Here is a 24,193-nt window from a genome sequence, read left to right on the forward strand (position 1 = left end):
CGGGGCCACGCCCCGTATCCACTCAGGACTTCAACGCCGGAACGTCAGACCACCTTGCTGCCGACATCCGTGCGCGACGACGTGGCCGACGGCGCGCTGTCGATGGTCTTGACCGGATCGGCTTTGTCGGCGGGCTTCACCTCGTCGTCGGCCATGCCCTTCTTGAAGGCCTTGATGCCCTGCGCGACGTCGCCCATCAGGTCCGAAATCTTGCCGCGGCCGAACAGCAGCAGGACAACGCCGATCACGACGATCCAGTGCCAGATACTAAACGAACCCATACTGCCGTCCTCCAAACACGCGACCGACATATCCGGCCAAATCTGACCGGAAAGTAGGCCGCAGAGGTGTCAAAAACAAGGACTTAAGCCCTGCCCGCGGCTGCGCAGATTAACGCATTGACGCGAGCGTTAATGTGGGCCGCCCGTCCGTCCGTTTCGTGTCCCGGGCGCGATGCAACGTGCAACCTTGCTTCGCAGAACCGGGACCGCCGCACAGACCGCATCCGCAACGGCCCCGGATCAGCAGCGCACCACTTCGTGATGCGCCGCGTCCGGGGCAAGGACCGGACGCGGAAACTCAGCCTTCGTCGCCCTTTTCCGGCTCCACGGCGGGCGCCAGCGCCAGTTCGAGATCGCCGGGATCGAGCGGCTCCTCGTCCTCGCGCAGCGCCGGGTCGTCGGATGGCGACGGAACATTGAAGCCGGACGGCAGGCGGGTATCGAGCAGGCCGGCCCCCTTCAGTTCGTCCAGACCCGGCAGATCGCCGAGGGCTTCCAGACTGAACTGCGACAGGAACGCTTCGGTGGTGCCGAAGGTCAGCGGCCGGCCCGGCGTCTTGCGCCGTCCGCGCGGACGTATCCAGCCGGTCTCCAGCAGCACGTCGAGGGTTCCCTTGGACGTGACCACGCCGCGGATTTCCTCGATCTCGGCGCGCGTCACCGGCTGGTGATAGGCGATGATCGCAAGCATCTCGATGGCGGCGCGCGACAGGCGGCGGGTCTCGGTGCTCTCGCGGGTCATCAGCCACGCCAGATCGCCCGCGGTGCGGAAGGTCCACTTGCTGGCGACGCGGACCAGATTGACGCCGCGCATGGCATAGTCGGCCTGCAACTGCGCCAGCGCGACCTTGACGTCCACGCCTTCCGGCATGCGCTTGGCCAGCGACGCCTCGTCCAGCGGCTCGGTCGATGCGAACAGCAGCGCTTCGAGCAGGCGGAGTTCCTCGGGCCGCGCGACGGCATCGCCGGAGGAGTCCTGCACGGACTCGTGCGCTGATTCCTGTGAAGGCTCCTGCACGGAGTCCTGCTCGACCGGAGCGATATGTTTCGCCACCGCGTTCGTTCTTGCCGGACTTGCCATGGCCTTGTCTCCTTCTTCCACTTACTCGCCGGCTTCAACTAATCAGCTTGCATTCCCGGCGCTGCCTGAGCGTCGGGAGGCACGTGGGCCACATGTTTACGGAAATACAAAGGGGCGAACGCTTCTTTCTGGTGCAGATCGAGCGTGCCTTCGCGCACCAGTTCAAGCGCCGCGGCAAAGCTCGATGCGAACACGGTTGCCTTCTGCGTGGGATCGACCACGTAGCGCATCAGGTGCTCGTCGAGGCTCGCCCAGTCCTCGGAATCCGCAGCCCCCACCAGCCGCTCCAGCGAGGCGCGCGCTTCCGACAGCGACCACACCGTGCGCTTGGCCAGATGCACCGTTGCCAGCACGCGCTGCTGGCGCTGCGTCGCGTAAGCCGACAACAGATCGTACAGCGTCGCGGTCCAGCGGGCGTGCTTGACCGTTGCAATGGATTCCGGCTGACCGCGCGGGAAGATGTCGCGCCGCAGCTGCGGCCGCGTCATCAGCCGGTTCGAGGCTTCGCGTATCTGCTCGAGGCGGCGCAGCCGATTGGCGAGAGCGGTCGCAAGATCTTCCGCGCTCGGGCCTTCCGCCTCGGGAGGCTCAGGCAGCAGCAGGCGCGACTTGAGATAGGCAAGCCACGCCGCCATGACGAGATAGTCGGCGGCGAGCTCGAGGCGCAGCTTCCGCGCCGCTTCGATGAACACGAGATACTGGTCGGCCAGCGCCAGAATGGAAATCTTGTGCAGGTCCACCTTCTGCTGACGCGCGAGCGCCAGCAGCAGATCGAGCGGGCCTTCGTAGCCTTCGACATCGACAACGAGCGACGGTTCGTCTTCAGCAAGTTCAGCTGCCGGCAAGCCGGTTTCGAATGACAGGATTTCCGCGCTCATGAGGTCAGGCCTCCGGCGCGGCCGATCAGCCGGTCCAGCTCGGCACGCCCCGCCACGCGATCGAACGGCTGCGGCGCCTTGCGCGACGCCAGTGCGCGATCGGCGCGGGCCAATGCCTTGCCCGCAAGCAGCGGCGTCTCATCGGCGACCTGCGTCATCTCGTCGAGCTTGCCGTTGCAATGCAGGACCACGTCGCAGCCCGCCGCCAGACTGGCGCGGGTCCGCTCCGCAATCGATCCCTGCAGGGCATTCATGGAAACGTCATCACTCATCAGCAAGCCTTGGAATCCAATCGTTCCGCGAATCACCTGAGCAATGATTGTCGCAGATGTCGTCGCCGGTTGGGCGGGGTCGAGAGCGCTAAACACAACATGTGCCGTCATCGCCATCGGCAGATCGGCCAGGGGCTTGAAGGCCGCAAAATCGGTTCCGGCGAGTTCCGTCTCCGGAACATCCACCGTCGGCAGCCGAAAATGGCTGTCCGCTGTGGCCCTTCCATGGCCGGGAATGTGTTTCAGGACCGGCAGGACGCCGCCCTGCTCCAGCCCGATGGTCACCGCCCGGGCAATCGCCGCCACCTTGTCCGGCGCGGTGCCGTAGGCCCGGTCGCCGATCACGGCATCCGCACCCGGCACCGGGACATCCGCCAGCGGCAGGCAGTCCACCGTGATCCCGAGATCGGCCAGATCGGCGGCAATCAGCCGTGCGGTCAGGCGGGCGGCTTCCAGCCCGGCCTCGCGATCGATGTCGTAAAGCGCGCTGAAGATCGCGCCGGGAGGGTACGCCGGCCACTGCGGCGGCTGCAAGCGCTGCACCCGGCCGCCCTCCTGGTCGATCAGCACCGGGGCGTCGGGGCGTCCGACCGCCGCGCGCAAATCATGAACCAGCCGAACCACTTGGTCCGGGGTCTCAACGTTGCGCTTGAAAAGGATAAAGCCCCAAGGCTGCCGGTCGCGCAGAAACGCCCGCTCGTCCTCGGTCAGAGCAGTCCCGGAAACACCCGTGATGAATGCGCGCGCGGCCATAGGTCGGCGATTAGCCCGCACCTGCCCGCACGGTCAAGGAAAGCCGGGAGATTCCGGAGGCAATGCGGGCGTCATCCACAGCCGCAAATGCAGTCGTCTCAATGATTTGGCGGCCACGGACGACGATTTCAAATGGATGCCTTGGCCGGTTCTGACATCGTCACCCGGTTCTTGACGCTGGGACGCTCCTGCATCCTTGCGTACCAGGCCTGGAGGGCCTCGCAGTTCGCAGGCACCGGCAACTCCACGAGCCCGGCAAAGATCAAACCGCCGATGACCGTTATGTCGGCCATGGAGAAGACTTCACCGGCGACGAACGGCTGCCTTTTGAGAATATCATTGAAGTAGTGCATGCCCCGAAGGGCTTTGTCGCGCTGGCGAAAACCCCACTCGGCGTTCTGATAAATCTCGACGTCCGGTCCAAGTCCCGGTGTGGCGTGGTGGAAATAAACACTGATCGCGTCGAGCAGCTCCAGTTCGGCGCGCTTGCTCATCATGTGGATCAGGCCCTTTTCGCGAGCTGTCCTGCCGGTGAGCACAGGAGCACCGACAAGCGCGTCGAGGTATTCGGTAATGGCCGTGCACTCGGCAATGAAGGTGCCGTCTTCGAGTTCGAGCACCGGCAGCGTGCCTGAGTAATTCTTGGCGAGAAATTCGGGCGTCTTGTGCTCGCCTTTCCGGAGATCGACCGACACGAACCGGACTCGTGACTGCAGGTCTTTCTCGGCCAGAGCGATACGGACCCGCGCGGGATAAGGGCCAGTGCGCCAATCGTGAATCTTCATCATCGCTGCTTTACCTTTTGTCTACCTGCCACTTGGTAGATTGGAGGGTAAGGGCTATGATTTGGACGGTCAACGCCTATCTGCCACTTGGTAGGTCACGGGTCGGTGAGGCAGGGAAAATGAGTTCAAACTCCAAGGAAGCCATCCTGGCGGCCGCCAAGCGGGCCGCGCAGGCACACGGCTACGCCGGCCTGAACTTTCGCGATCTCGCGGACGAAGTCGGCATCAAGGCCGCGAGCGTCTACCACCACTTCCCGGGCAAGGCCGATCTCGCTGCGGCGGTAGCCAAGCGCTATTGGCAGGACTCTGCGGCCTATCTCGAGACAATGCTGGCGGAGACCGCCGATCCGGTGCGTTGCCTGCGCCAATATCCCGATACATTTCGCTGGGCGCTCGAGAACAACAACCGCATGTGCCTTTGCAGCTTCATGGCCGCCGAACATGACGACCTGCCGGAAGCGGTGCAAAAGGAGGTCCAGACCTTCGCCGATGTCAATGTGGCGTGGCTAGGCAAGGTGTTGTCCGCGGCGGGCGTGGTCGGTGCCAACGAAAGCGAACAGAGGGCGCGCGCGATCTTTGCCGCCATCGCAGGCGCTCAACTGATTGCGAGGAGCCGCTCGGATATTTCGGTCTACGACGCATTGATCGACAGCTATCGCGTGGCCGGGCTTCTGCCGGCGTAAGTTTTGCGATCTTCGATATCCGGCGCGCCGCAAAGCTGGCCGCCGCTCAACCCGTCAAAATCTCCGCGATACTAGTTCCTCTGGACCACGCACTGGCCGCCGGCGGATTTCAGGCTGGTGCAAAACTGCACGGCTTCATCGCCTGTCCCGAACGGACCAACCATGGCGCGGTAGAAGGTGCCCTTGCCGGCGATGTCGGCCTTGTGGATCGAGGCCGTCCGAGAGCCGAGAATGCCCGCGTACTTGCCCTGCAGCGCCCGGAACGACGCCCGCGCGTCGGCTTCGGACTTCTGCGACGAGACCTGCACGTAAGCACCGCTCCCGCCGGTTCCGATCGATGGATTAACCGCGGCGACCTTCGGGCGCGCTTCGGCCGGAGCCGCCTGTGGCGACAGCGATACCGGCCCATTGGCTGACGGCGCTCCTGTGGATGCAGTGCTGGCCGGAGCGGCAGCCGTGCGCTGAACCGGAGACGGAGCACGCGGAGCTGGCGCCGGCGCAGCAGTCGCCGAGGCGTCCGCCGCCTGATCCGGCCGGATGCTGAGGGTGCGGATCTTGCGCGGCTCCTCGCCGTTCAGCGTGCCGTTGCCGACGCCTGCCCCGGTCGGCCGGGTGGCCGTGGAAGCACTGGCGACCGTCGGCGGATTGGCATTCTGGGTCAGCGGCGGAAACACCACGCGCGGGCCGGTCTTGGCGTTGACGTCGACCGGCTGCTCCTCGCGCGACACCACGCGCTCGGCGGTCTTGTCGCCGACCCGATCGGTAATCTGCTTGCCCGAGCCGTCGCCGGCCCCCGGCGGAATGACCTTGTTCGGACTGGTATCGGCCTTGATGACCGGTGGCTCGCCGCTGCGCGGAGAACCCATGAACGTGCGGTAAGCGAAGGCGGCGCCGGTACCGACAACCGCCAGCAGCAGCACGACCACAACGGTCATGGTCCCGCCGCGGCGCGGCTTCTGTTCCTGCTGGTCGAAACCGTCATCGTAAGGCGGCCGGTCATAGCTCTCGTCGTAGGCCGCTTCTTGCGCATAACCGTGACCGGCATCGTGATCGGTGCGGCCGTAAAGCACATCGTCGTAGCGATCGCTTGGCGTCTGCTGGCCGCGTGCGCGCTCCTGCGGCAGCGGATCGTAACCGGTATGATCGAATTGCGGATCGTGATGGCCGTGAACCGGCTGCTGGGCGCCGCCAACATATCGCGGATCGAAATGATCGTCCTCGCGATAGGACGGCTCGCGGGACTGCCGCCCCGCGGTCAAATTCTGAATCCAGGACGGGCGGCTGGCAGGCGGCTCCTCCGGTTCGTCGGCATAAGGCTCGGGCGCGTAGGAGTCCGGCGCATAAGCCTCCGGCTCGGCGTAGTGATCGTGCTGCACCTGATCGCGCTGAACATGACGAGCCGGATGGGTCTGGGTCTCGCGACCGAAACTGGACAGCGGATCGGCCTGCCCGATCAGGCGCGCCAGTTCTGCCAGCGGATCGCTCTCGCCCTGAGGCTGTGGAGCCATGCGTGAGTGATCCCGGCCGTAGTCGTCATCCGCCGGAAACGGTCTGTCGCGATATCGGTCCGCCATTGCGATGTTGCATCCCCTTCGGGAAAGCTGCCCGCCCGTCATTCAAACGAAGCGGCCGCTGTTCACACTGCCGCCACCCGTTCCCCGCGGCGGTCATATCCCCCATTATCGCATCTCGTCTGGAGCATGGACGCCGAGAACGGCGAGGCCTGAAGCCAGAACCGAGACGACGCCTTGCACCAAGGCCAGTCGCGCGATTGTTACTTCTGCATCATTCTGGATAATGAAGCGTAAATGAGGCATATCGCGGCCCTTGGTCCAGAGGGCGTGAAACTCGCTGGCGAGATCATAGAGATAAAAAGCGATTCGGTGCGGCTCATGGGCGACCGCCGCTGCCTCCACGATCCGGGGGAAGATCGCGATCTGCCGGATCAGGCTCAGCTCAACCGGATCGGAAAGCCGTTCGATCTTCGCATCGCGCAGGAACGCGACGCGCGCAGCCTCCTCCTCCGGCAATTTTGGCACCGTCTCACGCGCATTCTTGAAGATCGAATGGCCGCGCGCGTGGCCGTACTGCACGTAGAACACCGCGTTGTCCTTCGACTGCTCGATCACCTTGGCGAGATCGAAGTCCAACACCGCGTCGTTCTTGCGGAACAGCATCATGAAGCGCACGGCATCCGAGCCGACCTCGTCGACCACCTCGCGCAGCGTGACGAAGTCGCCGGAGCGCTTCGACATCTTCACCGGCTCGCCGTTGCGCAGCAACTTCACGAGTTGCACGATCTTGACGTCGAGCGTGGCCTTGTTAGCCGTGACCGCCTTGATCGCCGCCTGCACGCGCTTGATATAGCCGCCGTGGTCCGCACCCCACACGTCGACCATGTTGAGGAAGCCGCGATCGACCTTGGTCTTGTGATAGGCGATGTCGGACGCGAAGTAGGTATAGGAGCCGTCCGACTTTTTCAGCGGGCGATCGACGTCGTCACCGAAAGCCGTGGCGCGGAACAGGGTCTGCTCGCGGTCTTCATAGTCTTCCACCGGAGCGCCTTTCGGCGGCGGCAGGCGGCCTTCATAGACGTCGCCCTTGGCGCGCAGCTCCGCGATGGTCGCGCCGACGCGGTCATTGCCGTTTTCGTTGAGCGAGCGCTCGGAGAAGAACACGTCGTGCCGGATGTTGAGCGCGGCGAGATCGCCCTTGATCATATCCATCATCATGGCGATGGCCTTGGCGCGCACGACCGGAAGCCATTCGGATTCCGGCTGCTTCAGCAGCTTGTCGCCGTGTTCGCGCGCGAGCGCCTCGCCGACCGGATTCAGATAATCGCCGGGATAAAGCCCTTCCGGAATCTCGCCGACGTTTTCGCCCAGCGCCTCGCGATAGCGCAGGAACGCGGAGCGCGCGAGCACATCGACCTGCGCACCAGCGTCATTGATGTAGTATTCCTTGGTGACGTCGAAGCCAGCGAACGACAGCAGGCTCGCCAACGCGTCGCCGAACACCGCGCCACGGCAATGGCCGACATGCATCGGCCCCGTCGGGTTGGCGGAGACGTATTCGACATTGACCTTCTCGCCCGCGCCCGCAGTGCTTCGGCCATAGCCGTTGCCCTGCTCCAGCACCGAACGCAGCGCGCCGAACCATGCGGAGGTCTTCAGCGTCAGATTGATGAAGCCGGGACCGGCGACAGCGACCTTCTCGACCACCGGATCGGCGCGCAGCTTGTCGGCGATTTTGTCCGCCAGTTCGCGCGGCTTCGCCCTGGCGTCCTTGGCCAGAACCATCGCCGCGTTGGTCGCCATGTCGCCGTGGGTCGGGTCGCGCGGCGGTTCGACCACGATGCGCGTGAGATCAATACCCGAAGGCAACACGCCGTCGGCCGCCAGCGCCGCGCAGACCGCATGAACGCGCGAAAGCACGTCTGCGAAGAGATGCCGGGACTGGCTGGGCGACGTCATCGGAGGGTCCTGTACAACGCGGAGAAATGGCCGTGTGAGGCCGCCGCCTAACGCAAATCCGGGGTCGAGTCAAAAAGCCGCCGGTGCTCGATGATGGCGTATCTGTCGGTCATTCCGGCGATGAAATCGCCGATCCGGCGGGCCCGGCCCGCCTCGTCGTGCTCGCCCTCGTCCGGCAGCCATTCGGCCGGCAGGTCCGCGGGCGCAGCCTGGTAGCGGCCGAACAGATCGCGCACCACGCGTTCGGCGTCGCGCATCACATGCATGACCCGCTCGTGGCGATACATCCGCGCTTTCAGGAAACGCTTGATCGCAGCTTCGGTGATTTCCGCCTCGGTGGAGAAGCCGACGATGGTGCCGCCATGATTGCGGACATCGGCGGCGCTGTTCGGCTTGACCGCCGAGAGCCGCCTGAGCGTCTCGGAAAACACGTCCTCGATCAAATAGGAAATCAGTTCGCGCACCAGTTCGGCGCCGCGCCGCGCTTCGTCGAGCACCGGATAGCGCGCGATGACGACGGCGTTGATGTCCGCGATCAGCGGAATAGCGCCGAGATCGTCGACGGAGAACAGCCCCGCCCGCAAGCCGTCGTCGATGTCGTGGGCGTCATAGGCGATGTCGTCGGCGACGGCGGCCACCTGCGCCTCCAGCGAGGCGTGGCTCCATAGTTCGAGATCGTGAAACGCGACATAGTCGGAGATGCCGACCGGAACGCCATGTTCGCGGTAGCGTCCGACCGCCTCGCCGTTGCGATCGATCATCGGGCCGTTGTGCTTGACGATGCCTTCCAGCGCTTCCCACGTGAGGTTAAGGCCGTCGAAGGCCGGATAGCGCCGCTCCAGCAGCGTCACCACACGCAGGCTCTGCGCATTGTGGTCGAAACCGCCGTGATCCTTCAGGCATTCGTCCAGCGCCCGCTCCCCGGCATGACCGAACGGCGGGTGGCCAAGATCGTGGGCCAGCGCCAGCGTTTCGGTGAGGTCCTCGTCGAGGCCCAATTGCCGCGCCAGCGCGCGGGCGATCTGGGCCACTTCGAGCGTATGGGTCAGACGGGTGCGGTAATGATCGCCCTCGTGGAACACGAAAACCTGGGTTTTGTGCTTCAGGCGGCGGAATGCCGTGGAATGGATCACCCGGTCGCAGTCGCGCCGGAAGGCACTGCGCCGCAGGCTCGGCGGCTCATTGAAGCGCCGGCCCCGGCTTTGGCCGGGATCGCAGCCATAGGCGACGCGGGGAGCAGCCATTCCAACGGACATGCGAATTATTTTTCTTTCGGTGTTTGATTCTGGCCTGTACCGACTTAACTATGTCCTTCAAGGACATTCAAACACCCTTGCAAACACCCCGGACGTCCGGAGAGGCTTTTATGACCGCAACTGACCTCGCCCCAGCCGCCAATGTCACAATCTCGGAGCGGGCTGCGCAGCGAATCGGCGCCATCCTCAAGTCGGAAGGCGACGGCGCGATGCTGCGCATCAGCGTCGAGGGCGGCGGCTGCTCCGGGTTCCAGTACAAGTTCGACGTCGAACGAGGCAAGACCGACGACGATCTTGTGATCGAGCGCGACAGCGCCGTGGTGCTGGTGGACTCCGCCTCCGTACCGTTCCTCGCCGGATCGGAAGTCGATTTCGTCGATGACCTGATCGGCGCGTCGTTCCGCGTGGTCAATCCGAACGCCACCGCGTCCTGCGGCTGTGGCACGAGCTTTTCGATCTGAACCTGCTTTTCACCACGAAACGCGCCGTCATCCTGAGGTGCGAGCCGCCTTCGGCGAGACTCGAAGGATGAAAGTTTAGCACTTGCAGCCCATCCTTCGAGGCGCGCAAGAAAGTGCGCGCACCTCAGGATGACGGCAACGGGCGTGGCTAATTCTTTTCCGCAAACAGCCGCCGCGCGTTGCCGTGGGCGATCTGCTTGGCGACATCCGGCGGCAGCTGCTTCAGCCAGCCGCGATACTCAGCCATGATCGCGCCGTAGCTCGCCCAGCGCTCGCTGATCCAGGTGTCCGATCCGAGCAGGAAGCGGTCCGGATATTTTTCGAACAGCCCGCGCCATTCCGGCGTCAGTTGGCCGCTGTTCGCCGTGATGCCGCTGCGATAGGACAGTTCACCCCACAATTGCGGATAGGTCGCGAGCATCGCCGCCACGCGCGCCGATGAAAGACCAAATCCGGTATGCGCCCAGATGATCCGCGCGCGCGGATTGTGGCGCATCAGAATCTCCACAGCCTCATCGTCCGCATGGGCATGCAGGTAGAGATCGTGGGCGACTGCGAAATTGACCGCCTTCTTCACCCATTCGGTGTCGGCGGCTTTTCCCGACAGATGGAATTCGCCGAGGCCGCGATAGTAGCCGCGCTTGTACTCATCCTGAATGAGATCGAAGATCGTCGGATCGTTGAACCAGGTCTGGATGTCGGGCCGCACCCGATAGGGCCGCAGAAACGGCACCACCCACAGCCCGGCGGCCTTGCCGCCCCTGGTCGCATCCATCAGCGCGTGCGTGCCGTCGTTGGGTCGGCTGGTCGCGAGGATGCCGGTGACGCGATGTTTCTTGAACAGCGCGAGCACCTGATCGACATCGTAGAACGGTTTCGGCTCCCAGTTGTAGTGCAGATGTGCATCGAAGATTTCGATCGGCTCCTCGGCCGCGCGCAGCGGCGCGGCAGCCAGCAGAACGACGGCAGCGGCCGCTGCGGCGCGCGCCAATACTCTCGCAATCATGATGGGCACCGAAGCTCTACTCCGCCGCGGCGACGCGCGGCGGCTCGACGTCCGGCGTATCCTGCAGGGTCGGATCGAGACGGCGCTTCAGGCGGCGGTCAATGCGGTCGAGATAAATGTAGATCACCGGCGTGATGAACAGCGTCAAGAGTTGCGACACCAAGAGGCCGCCGACCACCGATACGCCGAGCGGCTGGCGCAACTCGGCGCCTGCGCCCGCACCCAATGCGATCGGCAGCGTGCCGAAGATCGCAGCAAACGTCGTCATCATGATCGGGCGGAAACGCAGCAGCGCCGCTTCGCGGATGGCGTGTTCGGCGCTCAGCCCCACAGCGCGGCGTTCGATGGCGAAGTCGACCATCATGATGGCGTTCTTCTTGACGATGCCGACCAGCATGACGATGCCGATCATGGCAATCACCGACAGCTCCATCTTGAACAGCATCAGGGTCAGGATCGCGCCGATGCCGGCCGACGGCAGGCCCGAGATGATCGTGATCGGATGGATGAAGCTCTCGTAGAGAATGCCGAGGATGACGAACGCGGCGAATACGGCGGCGAGGATCAGCACGCCCTGCCCGCGCAGCGAGTCCTGGAACACCTGCGCCGTGCCGGAGAATCCGGTGGCGATGGTCGCCGGCAGATTCGACTCCTGCTCGATCCGGGTGATCTGGTCGACCGCATAGCCGAGCGACGTGCCCGGCGCGAGGTTGAACGAGATCGTTACCGCCGGCTGCTGGCCCTGGTGATTGATCTGCAGCGGTCCGACCGTCGGCACCATCTTGGCCACGGCCTCGAGCGGGATCGTCTGGTTGTTCGCGGTCTTGACGTAGAGCTTGGACAGGTCGGTCGGATCGACGCGGAACTTGGGCTGCACTTCCAGAATGATCTGGTAGTCGTTCGAGGGCATGTAGATCGTGCCCACCTGCCGCGCGCCATAAGCGTTGAAGAGCTGGTTGCGGATCTGGTCGGCGGTCACGCCATAGACGGCGGCCTTCTCGCGATCGATCTCGACGGTGAGCTGCGGGTTCTTGATGTAGAGGTCCGTGGTTACGTCCTGCAGCCCCGGCACTTTCGCGATCTTCTCGCGCATTTCCGGCGCGACGCGATACAGCGATTCCGTGTCGCCGCTCTGCAACGTGTACTGGTATTGGCTCTTCGACGGCCGCCCACCGATGTTGAGGTTCTGGATGCCCTGGAAGAACGCCTGCAGGCCGGGCACCTGCAGCGCCTTCTGCCGCAGCCGTCCCATCACCACCGGTGCGGAATCGCGTTCGTTCTTGGGCTTCAGGCCGATGAACAGCCGCCCGTAGTTCGCAGTCGGATTGGGGCCGCCGGAGCCGACCGTGCTGTTGACGAACTCGACCGCGGGATCGGCGCGCAGGATGTCCGCGAGGATCTTCTGCCGCGCGCCCATCGCCTCGAACGAGGTATCGGTCGCCGCCTCCGTGGTGCCGCTGAGAAAGCCGGTGTCTTCTTGCGGGAAGAAGCCCTTCGGCACAATCATATACAGCCAGATCGTTGCGCCGAGCGTCGCGAACGTCACCATCAGCATAATGGATTTGTAGGCCAGCACGCGGTCGAGCGCCCATTCGTAGGCGCGCAGCGAGGAACTGAACCCGGATTCGAACCAGCGCAGAACGAAATTCGGCCGGTGATGCGGATCGTGCGCCTTCAGCACGCGGGCGCACAGCATCGGAGTCAGCGTCAGCGAGACGAAGCCGGACACGATGATCGCGACCGAAATGGTTACAGCGAATTCGCGGAACACGCGGCCGACGATGCCGCCCATCAGCAGCACCGGGATGAACACCGCGATCAGCGAGAAGGTGATCGACAGAATGGTGAAGCCGATTTCGCGCGCGCCTTTCAGCGCCGCCTCATAGGGCTTCATGCCCTCCTCGATGTGGCGCATGATGTTTTCGAGCATGACGATGGCGTCGTCGACCACGAAGCCGACCGAAAGCGTCAGCGCCAGCAGCGTCATGTTGTTGATCGAGTAGTCCAGCACGTACATCACGGCGCAGGTGCCCAGCACCGAAATCGGAACCGCCAGCGCCGGAATGAAGGTCGCCGAGGCCGAGCGCAGGAACAGGAAGATCACCACGATCACGAGACCGACCGCGATCAGCAGGGTCTCTTCCACGTCGGCCACGGATTCGCGCACCGAGACCGAACGGTCGAGGGTGACGTCCATGGTGATCGACGGCGGGATCTGCGCCCGCAGCGACGGCAGCTTGGCGCGGACCGCATCGACCACCGCCACCGTATTGGCGTCGGGCTGTTTCTGGATCGCCAGAACGATGGAGCGCGTGCCGTTGAACCAGGTCGCGATCTTGTCGTTCTCGACGCTGTCGTAAATGCGGGCGACCTCGTCGAGCTTGACGGGCGAGCCGTTGCGCCACGCCACCACCACCTGACGGTAATCGATCGCCTTGTTGAGCTGGCCGGAGGCCTGCAGCGCGATATCCTGCTTCGGCCCGTTGAGCGTGCCGACCGGCGTCGACGAGTTGGCGCGCGACACCGCCGCGCGGATGTCTTCCAGCGACAGTCCGCGCGCCGCGGCGGCTTCGGGATCGGCCTGCACGCGGATGGCGAATTTCTGGGTGCCGTAGATCAGGACCTGCGCCACGCCCGGAATCTGCGACAGCGTCTGTCCGATGGTGATGTCGCCGTATTCGTTGACCGTCGACAGCGGCAGTGTCTCCGAACTGAGCGACACGAACAGGACGGGGAAATCCGCAGGGTTCACCTTGCGGAAGCTCGGCGGGATCAGCATCTCGACCGGCAGGCGCCGCTGCGCGATGGTCAACGCGGTCTGCACATCGAGCGCTGCGCCATCGATGCTGCGGTTGAGGTCGAACTGAATGGTAATCGAGGTCGTGCCCTGCGAGGAGCTCGACGACATCGAGGAAATGCCCGCGACGGTCGAGAGCTGGCGCTCGATCGGACCCGCGACGGAGGCCGCCATGGTGTCGGCGCTTGCGCCCGGCAGGGTCGCGGTGACCTGAATGGTCGGGAAGTCCACTTTGGGCAGCGCCGAGACCGGCAGCAGCCGGAAGCCGAACACGCCGAATGCAATGATCGACGCTGTCATCAACGTCGTCATCACCGGTCTGCGGATACAAAGCTCCGACAGGTTCATGCGAGTGTTCCGAATCCGCCGTTCGCCCTACCTTGCAGCGCCTTCCGCAGCGAACGGCGGATCGGAAGGACACTCGAAACTTATATTTGCTTGTGATCCGTTGATTCTAACATTCGTAAGAATGCCTGCCGAAAAGAGAGGCGAATATTAGAATCGGATCACCGGGTTTACGCTCCGGCCTTGCGGCTGCGCGGCTCGACCGCGGTGCCATTCGACAGCAGCAGCTGACCATCGACGACGATATCTTCCCCGCCCTGCAGACCGCTGTCGACTACCGAAAAGCCCTGGAACGTGCGGCTGATGGTAACGGGCTGGACCTGCGCCTTGCCGTCTCTGACCACGAACACGAAGTTCCCGGTCTGGCTGCGCTGGACGCCGACCGACGGCACGATCACCGCCTCTTCGGTCCGGACCGTGAGCCGGGTGTTGACCAGAATGCCCGGCCACAGGAGTTCGCTTTCGTTGCCCATGATGCCGCGCACCGTCACCATGCCCGTGGTGGCATCGACGGTGTTTTCGACCATGGCAATGGTGCCGGTTTCCGATTTGCCGTTGCCGGGGATCGTCGCCGTCACCGAGGACTGTCCGGTTTTCATCGCGTCGCGCAGATCGCTCAGCACGCGCTGCGGAATCGCGAACGTCACATAGACCGGCGCCATCTGGTTGATGGTCGCGAGCGGCGACGTATCGGCCGGACGGACGAAATTCCCGACCTTGACCGTGGCGGCGCTGATGCGTCCGCTGATCGGCGCGGTGATATTCGTGTAACTCTTCTGAACCTTCAGATTGTCGAGGATCGCCTGATCCGCCTGGATCGTCGCGGTCGCGGTGTCCACCGCGGTCTTCGCGTTATCAACACTGACCTGGGTCGTGGCACCCTTGCCGATCAATTCGTTGAAACGCCGCACATCGCGCTCGGCGGCGACCAGCTGCGATTTGGACCGCGCGAGATTGCCTTCGGCCTGCGCGATCTGCGCGTCGATCTGGCGCGAATCCAGCGTGAACAGCGGATCGCCTTCCTTGACGCGGGCGCCGTCCTCGAAGTGGACCGCGACGATGGTGGTCTCGAGACGGGATTTCAGCGCCACGCTCGAGATCGGCGTGACCGCGCCGATGGAATCGACGTCGACCGGAACGGGCTTCTTTTCAGCCTTCGCAACTTCAACGGAAACAGCCTGGGGCCGCGGCGCAACCTGAGCCGTCGTCCCGCTACCGCTCCACATTCCGCGGGTGGCATAGGCCGCAATCGCGACCGCGCAGACTCCCAGAATGAGCAGGCCGCGTCTTTTCAAAAATCCTGATGCCATATCGTCTCGCAGGCGCAGGCCGCCAAACCGGCAGCCATTGTTGTTCCCGCCCCCTTTTGCGCTGGTTTTCCAGCGTTATTTGCAACCGGCTTATCACAGCCGTGATTGTCGTGGTACGCCATATCCATGAAATTCTTTGAAATTCCCTTTTGTAACTAACGGAATCGGCCATGCGGATCGCCACCTGGAACGTTAACTCTGTCCGCCAGCGGCTCGAACACCTGCTGGTCTGGCTGAAAGAGCGCGCGCCGGACGTGGTCTGCCTTCAGGAGATCAAGTGCCAGGACGAGGCCTTCCCGCGCGAGCCGATCGAGGCGCTGGGCTATCAGGTCGTCACCCACGGACAGAAGACGTTCAACGGCGTCGCCCTGCTCTCCCGCGTTCCGTTCGAAGAAACCCGGCCCGGCCTGAAAGGCGACGACACCGATCTCCACGCCCGTTTTCTCGAAGGCTTTCTGATGCACGGCAAGCATCCGCTGCGGATCGCCTGCCTCTATCTGCCCAACGGAAACCCTCCGGAAACAGATAAATATCAATATAAAATCAACTGGATGAAGCGGCTTCTTGATTACTCAAGAGAGAATCTGAAGCACGAACAGCCGCTGGTGCTGGCGGGTGATTTCAACGTCATCCCGACCGCAGCCGATGTTCATAATCCGGCAGCCTGGGCGGGCGACGCCCTGTTCCTGCCGACGACCCGCGAGCACTTCCGCGCCCTGCTCAACCTCGGCCTGACCGACGCGATCCGCGCGGTGTCCGACCAGCCGGGGCAATACACGTTCTGGGATTATCAGGCCGGTGCCTGGCCGAAGAACAACGGCATCCGGATCGACCACCTCCTGCTGTCACCGCAGGCGAGCGACCGGCTGCGCGACGCCGGCATCGACAAGCATGTGCGCGGTTGGGAGAAGGCATCAGACCACGTGCCGGTGTGGATCGATCTGGATCTGGATTGAACGCAGTGCCCCTGCCCGTCATTGCGAGCGCAGCAAGGCAATCCATGAATGAGCAGCCAGAAAGAAGATTAAGCTGGATTGCTTCGTCGCAAGCGCTCCTCGCAATGACGAGGAAAGTGCACGCGACCGTCAGTCCCGCCGGCCCTGAACCCAGCGTTCCAGCATCTGCAAGGCCATCGCGCGGTCGTCCTCGGACGCTTTGGCCATCGCGGTCTTGTAGCTGTCCTTGATCCAGGTTTCGTCCGCCGTGGCGCTGTCCTGCGCCAGCGTCAGCCACATCAGGCCGCGCGCCGACTGCCGCGGCAGGCGGTCGCCGTTGAACAGCATCTGGCCGAGCAGCGCCTGCGCCTGATGCTGGCCCTTCTGGGCCGAAAGGGCGAGCCAGCGAACCCCGTACTTCACATCACGCTGCATGCCGACGCCGTCGAGATACATCCGCGCGAGATTGTACTGCGCCTCGGCATTGCCGAAATACGACGCGGCGTAAGAGAACATCTCCCGCGCCCGCTCCGGGTCGGCCTTCACGCGGGTGTTCGGGATGCCGGAGGCATAATAGCGGCCGAGCGCCACGAAGGCGTTGGCGACGATGGTCGCCTGCGGAGCCGACGGGCTGTCCTCGGCGTGGGCATTGGCGATCTTGCTGAAATAGTCATAGGCGCGCAGGTCGTCCTGCGCGACGCCGTCGCCCTTGGCGTACATCCGCCCGAGCTTCCACTGCGCCACCGGATGACCGCCCTCGGCGGCATATTGCAGGGCCGTCAGCGACGGAGCCGCCTGCGGAATATCGGCCGGGGGAACCGGCTTCTTCAGAACAGCGACGCCGCTCGGCGCGACGGCCACCGGGAGCGCGGCTTCCTTGCTGCCCGGCGATGTGCCTTCAAAGGCAAAGGCCGGCGCCACCGCGAACATCGCGACGGTCAGGACAGCAGCCATGCCGATGCGTTCAGATGTCCGCATAACACACTTTCTCACCGGCCCCGCCGGGATGGGTCACGGCCCCCTTTACGGCTGGTCCGACCTGCTGGGCATATTTCCAGAGCACGCCGGAGCCGACCGACGTTTCGCGCGGCTTCCAGGCCTTGCGGCGCTCGGCCAGTTCGGCATCCGTCAGCCGGACATTGAGGGTGTTGTCGACCGCGTCGAGTTCGATGATGTCGCCGTCGCGGATCAGTCCGATCGGGCCGCCGACCGCGGCCTCCGGTCCGACATGGCCGACGCAGAAGCCACGGGTGGCTCCCGAGAAACGTCCGTCGGTAATGAGCGCGACCTTGCCGCCCATGCCCTGCCCGGTGAGAGCCGCCGTGGTCTGGAGCATTTCGCGCATGCCGGGACCGCCCCGGGGGCCCTCGTAGCGGATCACGATGACGTCGCCTTCCTTGTAGGTCTTTCGGTTCACGCACTCGAACGCGGCTTCCTCGCTATCGAAGCAGCGCGCGGGTCCCGTGAACTTCAGCACCGACATTCCAGCGACTTTCACGATCGCGCCGTCCGGCGCGAGATTGCCCTTCATGCCGACGACGCCACCGGTGACGGTGATCGGGTTATCGGCCGAACGCACCACGTCCTGATGAGGATTCCACTTCACGCCTTTCAGATTTTCGGCGATCGTGCGGCCGGTGACTGTCATGCAGTCGCCGTGCAAGTAACCGTTGTCCAGCAGCGTCTTCATCAGAAGCGGTATGCCACCTGCTTCGAACATATCTTTGGCGACATAACGACCGCCCGGCTTCAAATCCGCGATATACGGTGTCTTTTTGAAGATTTCGGCGACATCGAAAAGATCGAAGTCGATACCGCATTCATGCGCCATTGCGGGAAGATGCAGCGCAGCATTGGTGGAGCCGCCGGAGGCCGCAACCACGGCGGCGGCGTTTTCCAGCGACTTGCGGGTGACAATGTCGCGCGGACGAATGTTCAGCGCGATCAATTCCATGATCTTCTCGCCGGCCGCCATGCAGAAGGCGTCGCGGATTTCGTAAGGCGCAGGCGCCCCGGCCGAATACGGCAGCGCAAGGCCGATAGCCTCGGACACGGTCGCCATGGTGTTGGCGGTAAACTGGGCACCGCAGGCGCCTGCCGAAGGACACGCCACCCGCTCGATTTCGTCGAGATCCTCGTCGGACATCTCGCCCACCGAGTGCTTGCCGACCGCCTCGAACATGTCCTGAACCGTGACCTGCTGGCCGCGGAAATTGCCGGGCAGGATCGACCCGCCATAGATGAAGATCGACGGCACGTTGAGGCGCAGCATGGCCATCATCATGCCCGGCAAGGACTTGTCGCAGCCGGCGAGCCCGATCAGGGCGTCATAGGCATGGCCGCGGACGGTCAATTCCACCGAATCCGCGATGGTCTCGCGGGACGGAAGCGACGAGCGCATGCCCTCGTGGCCCATGGCGATGCCGTCGGTGACGGTGATGGTGCAGAACTCGCGGGGGGTGCCGCTGGCGGCAGCGACGCCCTTCTTGGCGGCCTGGGCCTGGCGCATCAGGGAAATATTGCAGGGAGCCGCTTCATTCCAGCAGGACGCCACGCCGACGAACGGCTGGTGGATCTGCTCGGTGGTCAGGCCCATGGCATAGAGGTAGGACCGATGCGGAGCGCGCGCGGGACCTTCCGTCACATGACGGCTGGGAAGCCTCGCCTTGATGTTGCTCTTCGCGTCCATCGTGTCCCTTTGGCCAACAGCCTGCCGTGACGTCCGGAAAGTCCTTAAAAAGCAGGATTTTCCAATACCTTCGCGAACACTGTGGCGTTTAGCCTACGGAGCAATGATCTCATGGAGGCGTGTGGCTAAATAGCGGCGCGCGCAAGTGCTTGCTGCGGCGACGGTTAAATGTTCACGAAGTGTTGTAGGGGCGCAACATTCGTTGCGCTGCGGCAACGATGATCGTCCGCCCTTCGAGGGCCGGATCAGAACCAGCAGGCCGCTCGGGACTTACATTGGGGCGGCATTTATACCGCTTGCCACACCGCCTTGAAGGAAACGGCGCCACCGCATGACCACGGCCCACCTCTCCGACATCTATCGAAACTACATCGCCTGCCTGAATGCGCAGGACTGGCCGAAGCTCGGGCAATTCGTCGACGAGGACGTGCGCTACAACGGCAAGCGTGTTGGCCTGTCCGGCTATCGCGAGATGCTGGAAGAGAATTTCCGCGACATCCCGGACCTCGCTTTCAACATTGATGTGCTGGTGACCGAGCCGCCGCGTGTGGCGAGCCGTCTGATATTCGACTGCACGCCGAAAGCCAGCCTGTTCGGCCTGCCCGTTAACGGCAAGCGCGTGTCGTTTTCCGAAAACGTCTTCTACGAATTTCGCGATGGACGGATCGCCGACGTCTGGTCGGTTATCGACAAGGCCGCCATCGAATCCCAGCTTGGGTAACGGCCTTCCCGTCTGGCGCCCTCGGCAGAGGTCCCGCGTCTATCGTCCGCGGATCATACGCCAGGCAAACAGCAACAGGACCGCGCCGACCGCGGCAGAAATCAGCGTGCGCCAGAAGCCGAACACCGGCACCTGCGCGATTTCGGCGAGCTTGGCGCCGACGAACGATCCGGCGATGCCGACCAGAATATTGGTGAAGATGCCGTGGTCGGACGAGGTCACCCGCTCGGCGATCCATCCGGCGATGGCGCCGATCAGGAGCATGGTGAAGAAGCCCACTCCCGGCTGGCTGAAGAAGGCCTGTGCGTCCATCGTTCCCCCCAACTTTAATGTTCAACCGAGTCGTCCGGCGAACGTCTCACCCTAGCTTACTTCCGTGACACGACGAAAGCCCGGCGAACCTGAACGTCTCTCACATGTTCAGCACGCGCCCGTAGGCGTCGAGCACCGCTTCCTTCATCGTTTCCGAAATGGTCGGATGCGGGAAGACGGTGTGGAACAGTTCTTCTTCCGTGGTTTCCAGATTCATCGCCACCACGAAGCCCTGGATCAGTTCGGTGACTTCCGCGCCGACCATGTGCGCGCCGAGCAATTGCCCGGTCTTCTTGTCGAACACCACCTTGACCATGCCCTGATCTTCACCCTGCGCGATCGCCTTGCCGTTACCGACGAACGGGAAGCGGCCGACGCGGACGTCCTTGCCCGCTTCCTTTGCCCTGGCTTCGGTGAGACCGACAGAAGCAATTTGAGGATGACAATAGGTGCATCCCGGGATCAGCAGCTTGTCCATCGGATGCGGATGCAGGCCCTTGATGGCCTCGACGCAGACGACGCCCTCGTGCTCGGCCTTGTGCGCCAGCATCGGCGGACCGGCGACGTCGCCGATGGCGTAGATGCCCGGCACGTTGGTCTTGCCGTAGCCGTCGATCACGATGCAGCCGCGATCGGTCTTCACACCGAGCTTTTCCAGCCCGATGTTCTCGATGTTGCCGACCACGCCGACCGCCGAGATGACGCGGTCGAATTCCGCCGTCACCGGCTTCTTGCCGTCGTCGATGGTAGCGACCACGCTGTCGGCCTTCTTGTCGAGCTTGGTCACCTTGGTATTGGCGAGCACCTTGATGCCCTGCTTCTCAAATTGCTTGCGCGCGAAGGCTGCGATCTCGGCATCCTCCACGGGAAGAATCTGCGGCAGCACTTCGACCACCGTCACGTCCGCGCCCATCGTTTTGTAGAACGAGGCGAACTCGATGCCGATCGCGCCAGAGCCCACCACCAGCAGCGACTTCGGAAACTTGTCGGGATTCATCGCCTCGAAGTAGGTCCAGACCAGTTTCTTGTCGGGCTCGAGGCCCGGCAGCACGCGTGGACGCGCGCCGCTGGCGACGATGATGTGCTTGGCGGTATAGGCGCCCTCGCCCAGCGATCCCTTCGGCGCTTCGACTTCCGATTTCGTCACCGTGAACTTGCCGCCGCCGTCGAGCGTCGCCTTGCCCCAGATGATGCTGATCTTGTTTTTCTTCATCAGGAATTCGACGCCCCCGTTGAGGCGCTTCACCACGGCGCGCGAGCGCGCGATCACCGCCTTCGGATCGAACGAGACGTTATCGGCGGACAGGCCGTAATCCTTGGCATGCTGCATGTAATGGTAGATTTCCGCGGAGCGCAGCAGCGCCTTGGTCGGTATGCAGCCCCAGTTGTTGCAGATGCCGCCGAGATACGACTTCTCGACAATGGCGGTCTTGAAGCCGAGCTGCGCGGCGCGGATGGCCGTCACATAGCCGCCGGGGCCCGAACCGATCACGACGACGTCGAAAGATGTATCAGCCATAGAGAACTCCATTCGCCGGGTGGCGCACTATTGTCCGTAATAGTCCTGCACTGTTGCCAGCGCGACATCCTGTAGAAATGCAGCGGTCTTGTCGTCGAGATCGGCGTGATAGCTGTTGCCGACCGGCGAGCGCCGATAGACCGAAGCCAATACTATGCAGGCGGCGAGATATGTTCCCGCCAGAGTCGGGTGACTTTTGTCCGGCACATTGAGAGAGAGATCGGGCCGTTGCGCGCGTGCGCGCGCGAATGCCAGACCCGCCGGGATCACAAGCGCGCTGTTATCGTTGCCCGCTCTCGTATACGCGTCCGCCAGCTTGTCCGTCAGGTCGGGCCTGTCGGCGTAAGCCCACGTCATGAACAGCGCCGGCTGAGCGCCATGCTTGCGGACGACGGCGACATCCTTCGCGACCGTCTCCGCGAAGGTGGGCTTGCGCTTCGGATCGACCGAACACCAACTGCAATCGGCCATGACCACGGCGTTGAATTCTTTGCGCTTGTGCGACGAGAGAAGGGCGTCAACATTGTGCAGACTCAGCGGAGCGCCGCTGATGGTCGCAGACGTCGCCGCATAGGTATTGGCTGGATCGGCGCTGCGCAGCAGATTGAGCACGTGATTGTGCAGGCTGTTATTGTAGTAAAAATAACTGTTGCCGACAAAGAGAGCGTTGCGCGGCACATCCTTGAGCGCGGTGATGTTCGGCTTGATCTGCGCCGATGCCGTAGCACCGGTCGTAACGGCAAGCGCTGCCGCAACCGCCAGCATCTTGATCGAAGGCCAAAATGCTTTGACACGCGTCGTCATATGGATGCCTGCCATGCGGCTTCACGACGGCGCAGAAAATCACAGATCAGACGCCATTGCACAAAAATGACCGACCAGAATGCAAGCGCGGCCAGCAATGAATCCGACAGGTCCCCGATCGTCGTCGCGCGACCCGACAACACATCCGAGCCGACGGCGAACAGGACCAGAAACACCGGCACCAGAGCGAGCGTCATCAGCGTCAGCCAGAGCGGCCGCTCCCGGCCCTTTCCTGCCGCCGAAATTCCGAACGCGATCATTGCCAATAACACAAAGCCCGGCACGAAGAAGAAACGGTAGGCCTCGGCCAGGCCACATCCGGCCTTGTCGCTGAAACACGGTGCAATCGCATTGAGTCCGATGGTGACGCCAACGCCGACGATCAGCGACAACAAACCCGCCAGAAGGACGACGCCGAAGAGTTTCATCGAAGCCCCCGCGCCGGCGTTACACCACCATCATCACGGGATTTTCGATCAGCTTCTTGAACGCCGTGATCAGCTCCGCGCCGAGCGCGCCGTCGATGGCGCGGTGATCGCAGGACAGCGTCACGCTCATCATGGACGCGGCCACGATCTGGCCGTTGCGGACCACCGCGCGCTCCTCGCCGGTGCCGACTGCAAGGATCGACGACTGCGGCGGGTTGATCACCGCGGTGAAATCCTTGATGCCGTACATGCCGAGGTTCGACACCGAAGACGTGCCGCCCTGGTATTCGTTCGGCTTGAGCTTTTTGGCCTTTGCCCGCGCGGCAAGATCCTTCATCTCGCTGGAGATCGCCGACAGCGTCTTGAGCTCGGCCTGCCGGATGATCGGCGTGATGAGTCCGAACGGCAATGCCACCGCAACGCCGATATCCGAATGCCTGTGTTTGAGCATGGCGGCCTCGGTCCACGACACGTTGGCGTCGGGGATTTTCTGCAGCGCCAGCGCCATCGCCTTGATGACAAAGTCGTTGACCGAGAGCTTGTAGAGCGGCTTGCCGTCCTTGTCCTTGCCCGCCGCAGCGTTGATCTCCTCGCGCGCCGCATTCAACTTGCCGAGATCGCAATCCACCGTGAGGTAGAAGGTCGGCATCGAACTGGTCGCGGCGGTGAGGCGCTGCGCGATGGTCCGCCGCATGGAATCGTGCGGCACGCTTTCGTAGCCGCCCTCCTCGTACAGCGCCAGAATCTGCTGGTCGGACATCGCCGGTGCACCGACCGCGCCGGTGCCGGCCGCGGGCGCGCCCGCAGCAGCAGGCTTGAGACCCTGACCGGATTTGGCCTGATCGATATCGCGCGCGACCACGCGGCCGTGCGGACCGGAGCCATTGACGCGCGACAGATCGATACCCGCTTCTTTGGCGAGGCGTCGAGCCAGCGGCGACGAGAACACGCGCGCGCCGTTGCTGGCGGCGGGTGCAGCCTGAGGTGGAGCTGCCTGCGGAGCAGCCGGTGCTTTGGCCGCTGGCGCGGCCGATGCCGGCGCGGAAGTTGCGGCAGGCGCTGCGGCCTTTGGTGCTTCAGCTTTGGGCGCGTCGGATTTCGCGGCAGGCGCCGATGCGGCCCCCGCTCCCGCAGCCTTCACGTCCTCGCCGTCACTCGCGAGCACCGCGATAATGTTGTTGACCGGAACATCCTGCGTGCCTTCCGGCACGAGGATTTTCGCGATGGTGCCTTCGTCGACGGCCTCGACTTCCATCGTGGCCTTGTCGGTCTCGATCTCGGCGATGACGTCGCCGGACTTGACCTTGTCGCCTTCCTTCTTGAGCCACTTCGAAAGGTTGCCCTTCTCCATCGTGGGAGACAGCGCAGGCATCAGAATGTTGATCGGCATGAACCTGGTCCTGC

General features: G+C 63.6%; 22 protein-coding genes. 4 read left to right on the forward strand and 18 right to left on the reverse strand.

The annotated features are described in order from the left end of the window. Window positions 1-44 precede the first annotated feature (44 nt). The 5 genes from LVY71_RS13210 to LVY71_RS13230 form a co-directional block, all read right to left on the reverse strand. Window positions 45-281 (reverse strand): twin-arginine translocase TatA/TatE family subunit, encoded by a 237-nt coding sequence (locus LVY71_RS13210; protein WP_235100336.1) that lies wholly within the window; start codon window positions 279-281, stop codon window positions 45-47. Between the two features lie 298 nt (window positions 282-579). Next, the gene (gene scpB / locus LVY71_RS13215; RefSeq protein ID WP_235100337.1) at window positions 580-1,362 is read right to left on the reverse strand and encodes an SMC-Scp complex subunit ScpB; all 783 of its coding nucleotides are present in this window, start codon (window positions 1,360-1,362) and stop codon (window positions 580-582) included. A 38-nt stretch (window positions 1,363-1,400) separates the two neighbouring features. Next, window positions 1,401-2,240, reverse strand: a complete 840-nt coding sequence (locus LVY71_RS13220) for a segregation and condensation protein A (protein WP_235100338.1) — start codon at window positions 2,238-2,240, stop codon at window positions 1,401-1,403. Beyond that, window positions 2,237-3,265 (reverse strand): beta-N-acetylhexosaminidase, encoded by a 1,029-nt coding sequence (gene nagZ, locus LVY71_RS13225; RefSeq protein ID WP_235100339.1) that lies wholly within the window; start codon window positions 3,263-3,265, stop codon window positions 2,237-2,239. Before nagZ ends, LVY71_RS13220 begins: the two co-directional genes overlap by 4 nt. 128 nt (window positions 3,266-3,393) lie before the next feature. Further along, complete coding sequence (locus tag LVY71_RS13230) at window positions 3,394-4,050, reverse strand: glutathione S-transferase (RefSeq protein WP_235101492.1); 657 nt, start codon at window positions 4,048-4,050, stop codon at window positions 3,394-3,396. Window positions 4,051-4,169: 119 nt separating this feature from the next. On the opposite strand from LVY71_RS13230, the gene LVY71_RS13235 reads away from it, so the two are divergent. After that, complete coding sequence (locus LVY71_RS13235; protein ID WP_235100340.1) at window positions 4,170-4,733, forward strand: TetR/AcrR family transcriptional regulator; 564 nt, start codon at window positions 4,170-4,172, stop codon at window positions 4,731-4,733. Window positions 4,734-4,804: 71 nt separating this feature from the next. On the opposite strand, the gene LVY71_RS13240 is transcribed toward LVY71_RS13235, so the two are convergent. From LVY71_RS13240 to LVY71_RS13250, 3 genes are all read right to left on the reverse strand, one after another. Further along, window positions 4,805-6,307 carry an SPOR domain-containing protein gene (locus LVY71_RS13240; RefSeq protein ID WP_235100341.1) on the reverse strand — a complete coding sequence of 501 codons (1,503 nt, stop codon included), beginning with the start codon at window positions 6,305-6,307 and terminating at the stop codon, window positions 4,805-4,807. Between the two features lie 105 nt (window positions 6,308-6,412). Continuing rightward, window positions 6,413-8,206 carry an arginine--tRNA ligase gene (argS, locus tag LVY71_RS13245; RefSeq protein WP_235100342.1) on the reverse strand — a complete coding sequence of 598 codons (1,794 nt, stop codon included), beginning with the start codon at window positions 8,204-8,206 and terminating at the stop codon, window positions 6,413-6,415. Between the two features lie 47 nt (window positions 8,207-8,253). Then, window positions 8,254-9,462: a deoxyguanosinetriphosphate triphosphohydrolase gene (locus LVY71_RS13250; protein ID WP_235100343.1), complete on the reverse strand. Its 1,209-nt coding sequence runs from the start codon at window positions 9,460-9,462 to the stop codon at window positions 8,254-8,256. Window positions 9,463-9,572: 110 nt separating this feature from the next. On the opposite strand from LVY71_RS13250, the gene erpA reads away from it, so the two are divergent. Then, complete coding sequence (erpA, locus tag LVY71_RS13255) at window positions 9,573-9,923, forward strand: iron-sulfur cluster insertion protein ErpA (RefSeq protein ID WP_235100344.1); 351 nt, start codon at window positions 9,573-9,575, stop codon at window positions 9,921-9,923. Between the two features lie 148 nt (window positions 9,924-10,071). Here erpA and LVY71_RS13260 read toward each other — a convergent pair whose 3' ends face one another. From LVY71_RS13260 to LVY71_RS13270, 3 genes are all read right to left on the reverse strand, one after another. Next, entirely contained in the window at window positions 10,072-10,929 is an 858-nt protein-coding gene (locus LVY71_RS13260; protein ID WP_235100345.1) for an amidohydrolase family protein, read from the reverse strand. 16 nt (window positions 10,930-10,945) lie between these two features. After that, on the reverse strand, window positions 10,946-14,074 hold the full coding sequence (locus tag LVY71_RS13265; protein WP_235100346.1) for an efflux RND transporter permease subunit: 3,129 nt from the start codon (window positions 14,072-14,074) through the stop codon (window positions 10,946-10,948). Between the two features lie 167 nt (window positions 14,075-14,241). Further along, window positions 14,242-15,381, reverse strand: coding sequence for an efflux RND transporter periplasmic adaptor subunit (locus tag LVY71_RS13270; protein WP_235100347.1), 1,140 nt, complete (start codon window positions 15,379-15,381; stop codon window positions 14,242-14,244). A gap of 170 nt (window positions 15,382-15,551) precedes the next feature. Here LVY71_RS13270 and xth point away from each other — a divergent pair, with 170 nt between their 5' ends. Next, window positions 15,552-16,337 (forward strand): exodeoxyribonuclease III, encoded by a 786-nt coding sequence (gene xth, locus LVY71_RS13275; protein ID WP_235100348.1) that lies wholly within the window; start codon window positions 15,552-15,554, stop codon window positions 16,335-16,337. A gap of 129 nt (window positions 16,338-16,466) precedes the next feature. On the opposite strand, the gene LVY71_RS13280 is transcribed toward xth, so the two are convergent. Both LVY71_RS13280 and ilvD read right to left on the reverse strand, forming a co-directional pair. Further along, the gene (locus LVY71_RS13280; protein WP_235100349.1) at window positions 16,467-17,294 is read right to left on the reverse strand and encodes a tetratricopeptide repeat protein; all 828 of its coding nucleotides are present in this window, start codon (window positions 17,292-17,294) and stop codon (window positions 16,467-16,469) included. Continuing rightward, window positions 17,281-19,005, reverse strand: coding sequence for a dihydroxy-acid dehydratase (gene ilvD / locus LVY71_RS13285; RefSeq protein ID WP_235100350.1), 1,725 nt, complete (start codon window positions 19,003-19,005; stop codon window positions 17,281-17,283). Before ilvD ends, LVY71_RS13280 begins: the two co-directional genes overlap by 14 nt. Window positions 19,006-19,336: 331 nt before the next feature. On the opposite strand from ilvD, the gene LVY71_RS13290 reads away from it, so the two are divergent. Beyond that, entirely contained in the window at window positions 19,337-19,726 is a 390-nt protein-coding gene (locus LVY71_RS13290; protein ID WP_235100351.1) for an ester cyclase, read from the forward strand. Window positions 19,727-19,765: 39 nt separating this feature from the next. On the opposite strand, the gene LVY71_RS13295 is transcribed toward LVY71_RS13290, so the two are convergent. The 5 genes from LVY71_RS13295 to LVY71_RS13315 form a co-directional block, all read right to left on the reverse strand. Further along, window positions 19,766-20,038: a GlsB/YeaQ/YmgE family stress response membrane protein gene (locus tag LVY71_RS13295; protein WP_235100352.1), complete on the reverse strand. Its 273-nt coding sequence runs from the start codon at window positions 20,036-20,038 to the stop codon at window positions 19,766-19,768. Between the two features lie 100 nt (window positions 20,039-20,138). Further along, complete coding sequence (gene lpdA, locus LVY71_RS13300; protein WP_235100353.1) at window positions 20,139-21,557, reverse strand: dihydrolipoyl dehydrogenase; 1,419 nt, start codon at window positions 21,555-21,557, stop codon at window positions 20,139-20,141. Between the two features lie 27 nt (window positions 21,558-21,584). Further along, window positions 21,585-22,361, reverse strand: a complete 777-nt coding sequence (locus tag LVY71_RS13305; RefSeq protein ID WP_502797579.1) for a hypothetical protein — start codon at window positions 22,359-22,361, stop codon at window positions 21,585-21,587. After that, window positions 22,358-22,753 (reverse strand): hypothetical protein, encoded by a 396-nt coding sequence (locus LVY71_RS13310; protein ID WP_235100354.1) that lies wholly within the window; start codon window positions 22,751-22,753, stop codon window positions 22,358-22,360. The genes LVY71_RS13305 and LVY71_RS13310 overlap by 4 nt, the downstream gene beginning before the upstream one ends. A gap of 55 nt (window positions 22,754-22,808) precedes the next feature. Continuing rightward, window positions 22,809-24,179 carry a pyruvate dehydrogenase complex dihydrolipoamide acetyltransferase gene (locus LVY71_RS13315; RefSeq protein WP_235100355.1) on the reverse strand — a complete coding sequence of 457 codons (1,371 nt, stop codon included), beginning with the start codon at window positions 24,177-24,179 and terminating at the stop codon, window positions 22,809-22,811. Window positions 24,180-24,193 lie beyond the last annotated feature (14 nt).

The sequence above is a fragment of the Bradyrhizobium sp. G127 genome, from assembly GCF_021502575.1.
GTDB lineage: Bacteria > Pseudomonadota > Alphaproteobacteria > Rhizobiales > Xanthobacteraceae > Afipia.

Bases quoted from the DNA above. Each gene is read 5' to 3' on its own strand.
- LVY71_RS13210 (WP_235100336.1), bottom strand. From the start codon at position 281: ATGGGTTCGTTTAGTATCTGGCACTGGATCGTCGTGATCGGCGTTGTC.
- scpB (WP_235100337.1), bottom strand. From the start codon at position 1,362: ATGGCAAGTCCGGCAAGAACGAACGCGGTGGCGAAACATATCGCTCCG.
- LVY71_RS13220 (WP_235100338.1), bottom strand. From the start codon at position 2,240: ATGAGCGCGGAAATCCTGTCATTCGAAACCGGCTTGCCGGCAGCTGAA.
- nagZ (WP_235100339.1), bottom strand. From the start codon at position 3,265: ATGGCCGCGCGCGCATTCATCACGGGTGTTTCCGGGACTGCTCTGACC.
- LVY71_RS13230 (WP_235101492.1), bottom strand. From the start codon at position 4,050: ATGAAGATTCACGATTGGCGCACTGGCCCTTATCCCGCGCGGGTCCGT.
- LVY71_RS13235 (WP_235100340.1), top strand. From the start codon at position 4,170: ATGAGTTCAAACTCCAAGGAAGCCATCCTGGCGGCCGCCAAGCGGGCC.
- LVY71_RS13240 (WP_235100341.1), bottom strand. From the start codon at position 6,307: ATGGCGGACCGATATCGCGACAGACCGTTTCCGGCGGATGACGACTAC.
- argS (WP_235100342.1), bottom strand. From the start codon at position 8,206: ATGACGTCGCCCAGCCAGTCCCGGCATCTCTTCGCAGACGTGCTTTCG.
- LVY71_RS13250 (WP_235100343.1), bottom strand. From the start codon at position 9,462: ATGTCCGTTGGAATGGCTGCTCCCCGCGTCGCCTATGGCTGCGATCCC.
- erpA (WP_235100344.1), top strand. From the start codon at position 9,573: ATGACCGCAACTGACCTCGCCCCAGCCGCCAATGTCACAATCTCGGAG.
- LVY71_RS13260 (WP_235100345.1), bottom strand. From the start codon at position 10,929: ATGATTGCGAGAGTATTGGCGCGCGCCGCAGCGGCCGCTGCCGTCGTT.
- LVY71_RS13265 (WP_235100346.1), bottom strand. From the start codon at position 14,074: ATGAACCTGTCGGAGCTTTGTATCCGCAGACCGGTGATGACGACGTTG.
- LVY71_RS13270 (WP_235100347.1), bottom strand. From the start codon at position 15,381: ATGGCATCAGGATTTTTGAAAAGACGCGGCCTGCTCATTCTGGGAGTC.
- xth (WP_235100348.1), top strand. From the start codon at position 15,552: ATGCGGATCGCCACCTGGAACGTTAACTCTGTCCGCCAGCGGCTCGAA.
- LVY71_RS13280 (WP_235100349.1), bottom strand. From the start codon at position 17,294: ATGCGGACATCTGAACGCATCGGCATGGCTGCTGTCCTGACCGTCGCG.
- ilvD (WP_235100350.1), bottom strand. From the start codon at position 19,005: ATGGACGCGAAGAGCAACATCAAGGCGAGGCTTCCCAGCCGTCATGTG.
- LVY71_RS13290 (WP_235100351.1), top strand. From the start codon at position 19,337: ATGACCACGGCCCACCTCTCCGACATCTATCGAAACTACATCGCCTGC.
- LVY71_RS13295 (WP_235100352.1), bottom strand. From the start codon at position 20,038: ATGGACGCACAGGCCTTCTTCAGCCAGCCGGGAGTGGGCTTCTTCACC.
- lpdA (WP_235100353.1), bottom strand. From the start codon at position 21,557: ATGGCTGATACATCTTTCGACGTCGTCGTGATCGGTTCGGGCCCCGGC.
- LVY71_RS13305 (WP_502797579.1), bottom strand. From the start codon at position 22,361: ATGACGACGCGTGTCAAAGCATTTTGGCCTTCGATCAAGATGCTGGCG.
- LVY71_RS13315 (WP_235100355.1), bottom strand. From the start codon at position 24,179: ATGCCGATCAACATTCTGATGCCTGCGCTGTCTCCCACGATGGAGAAG.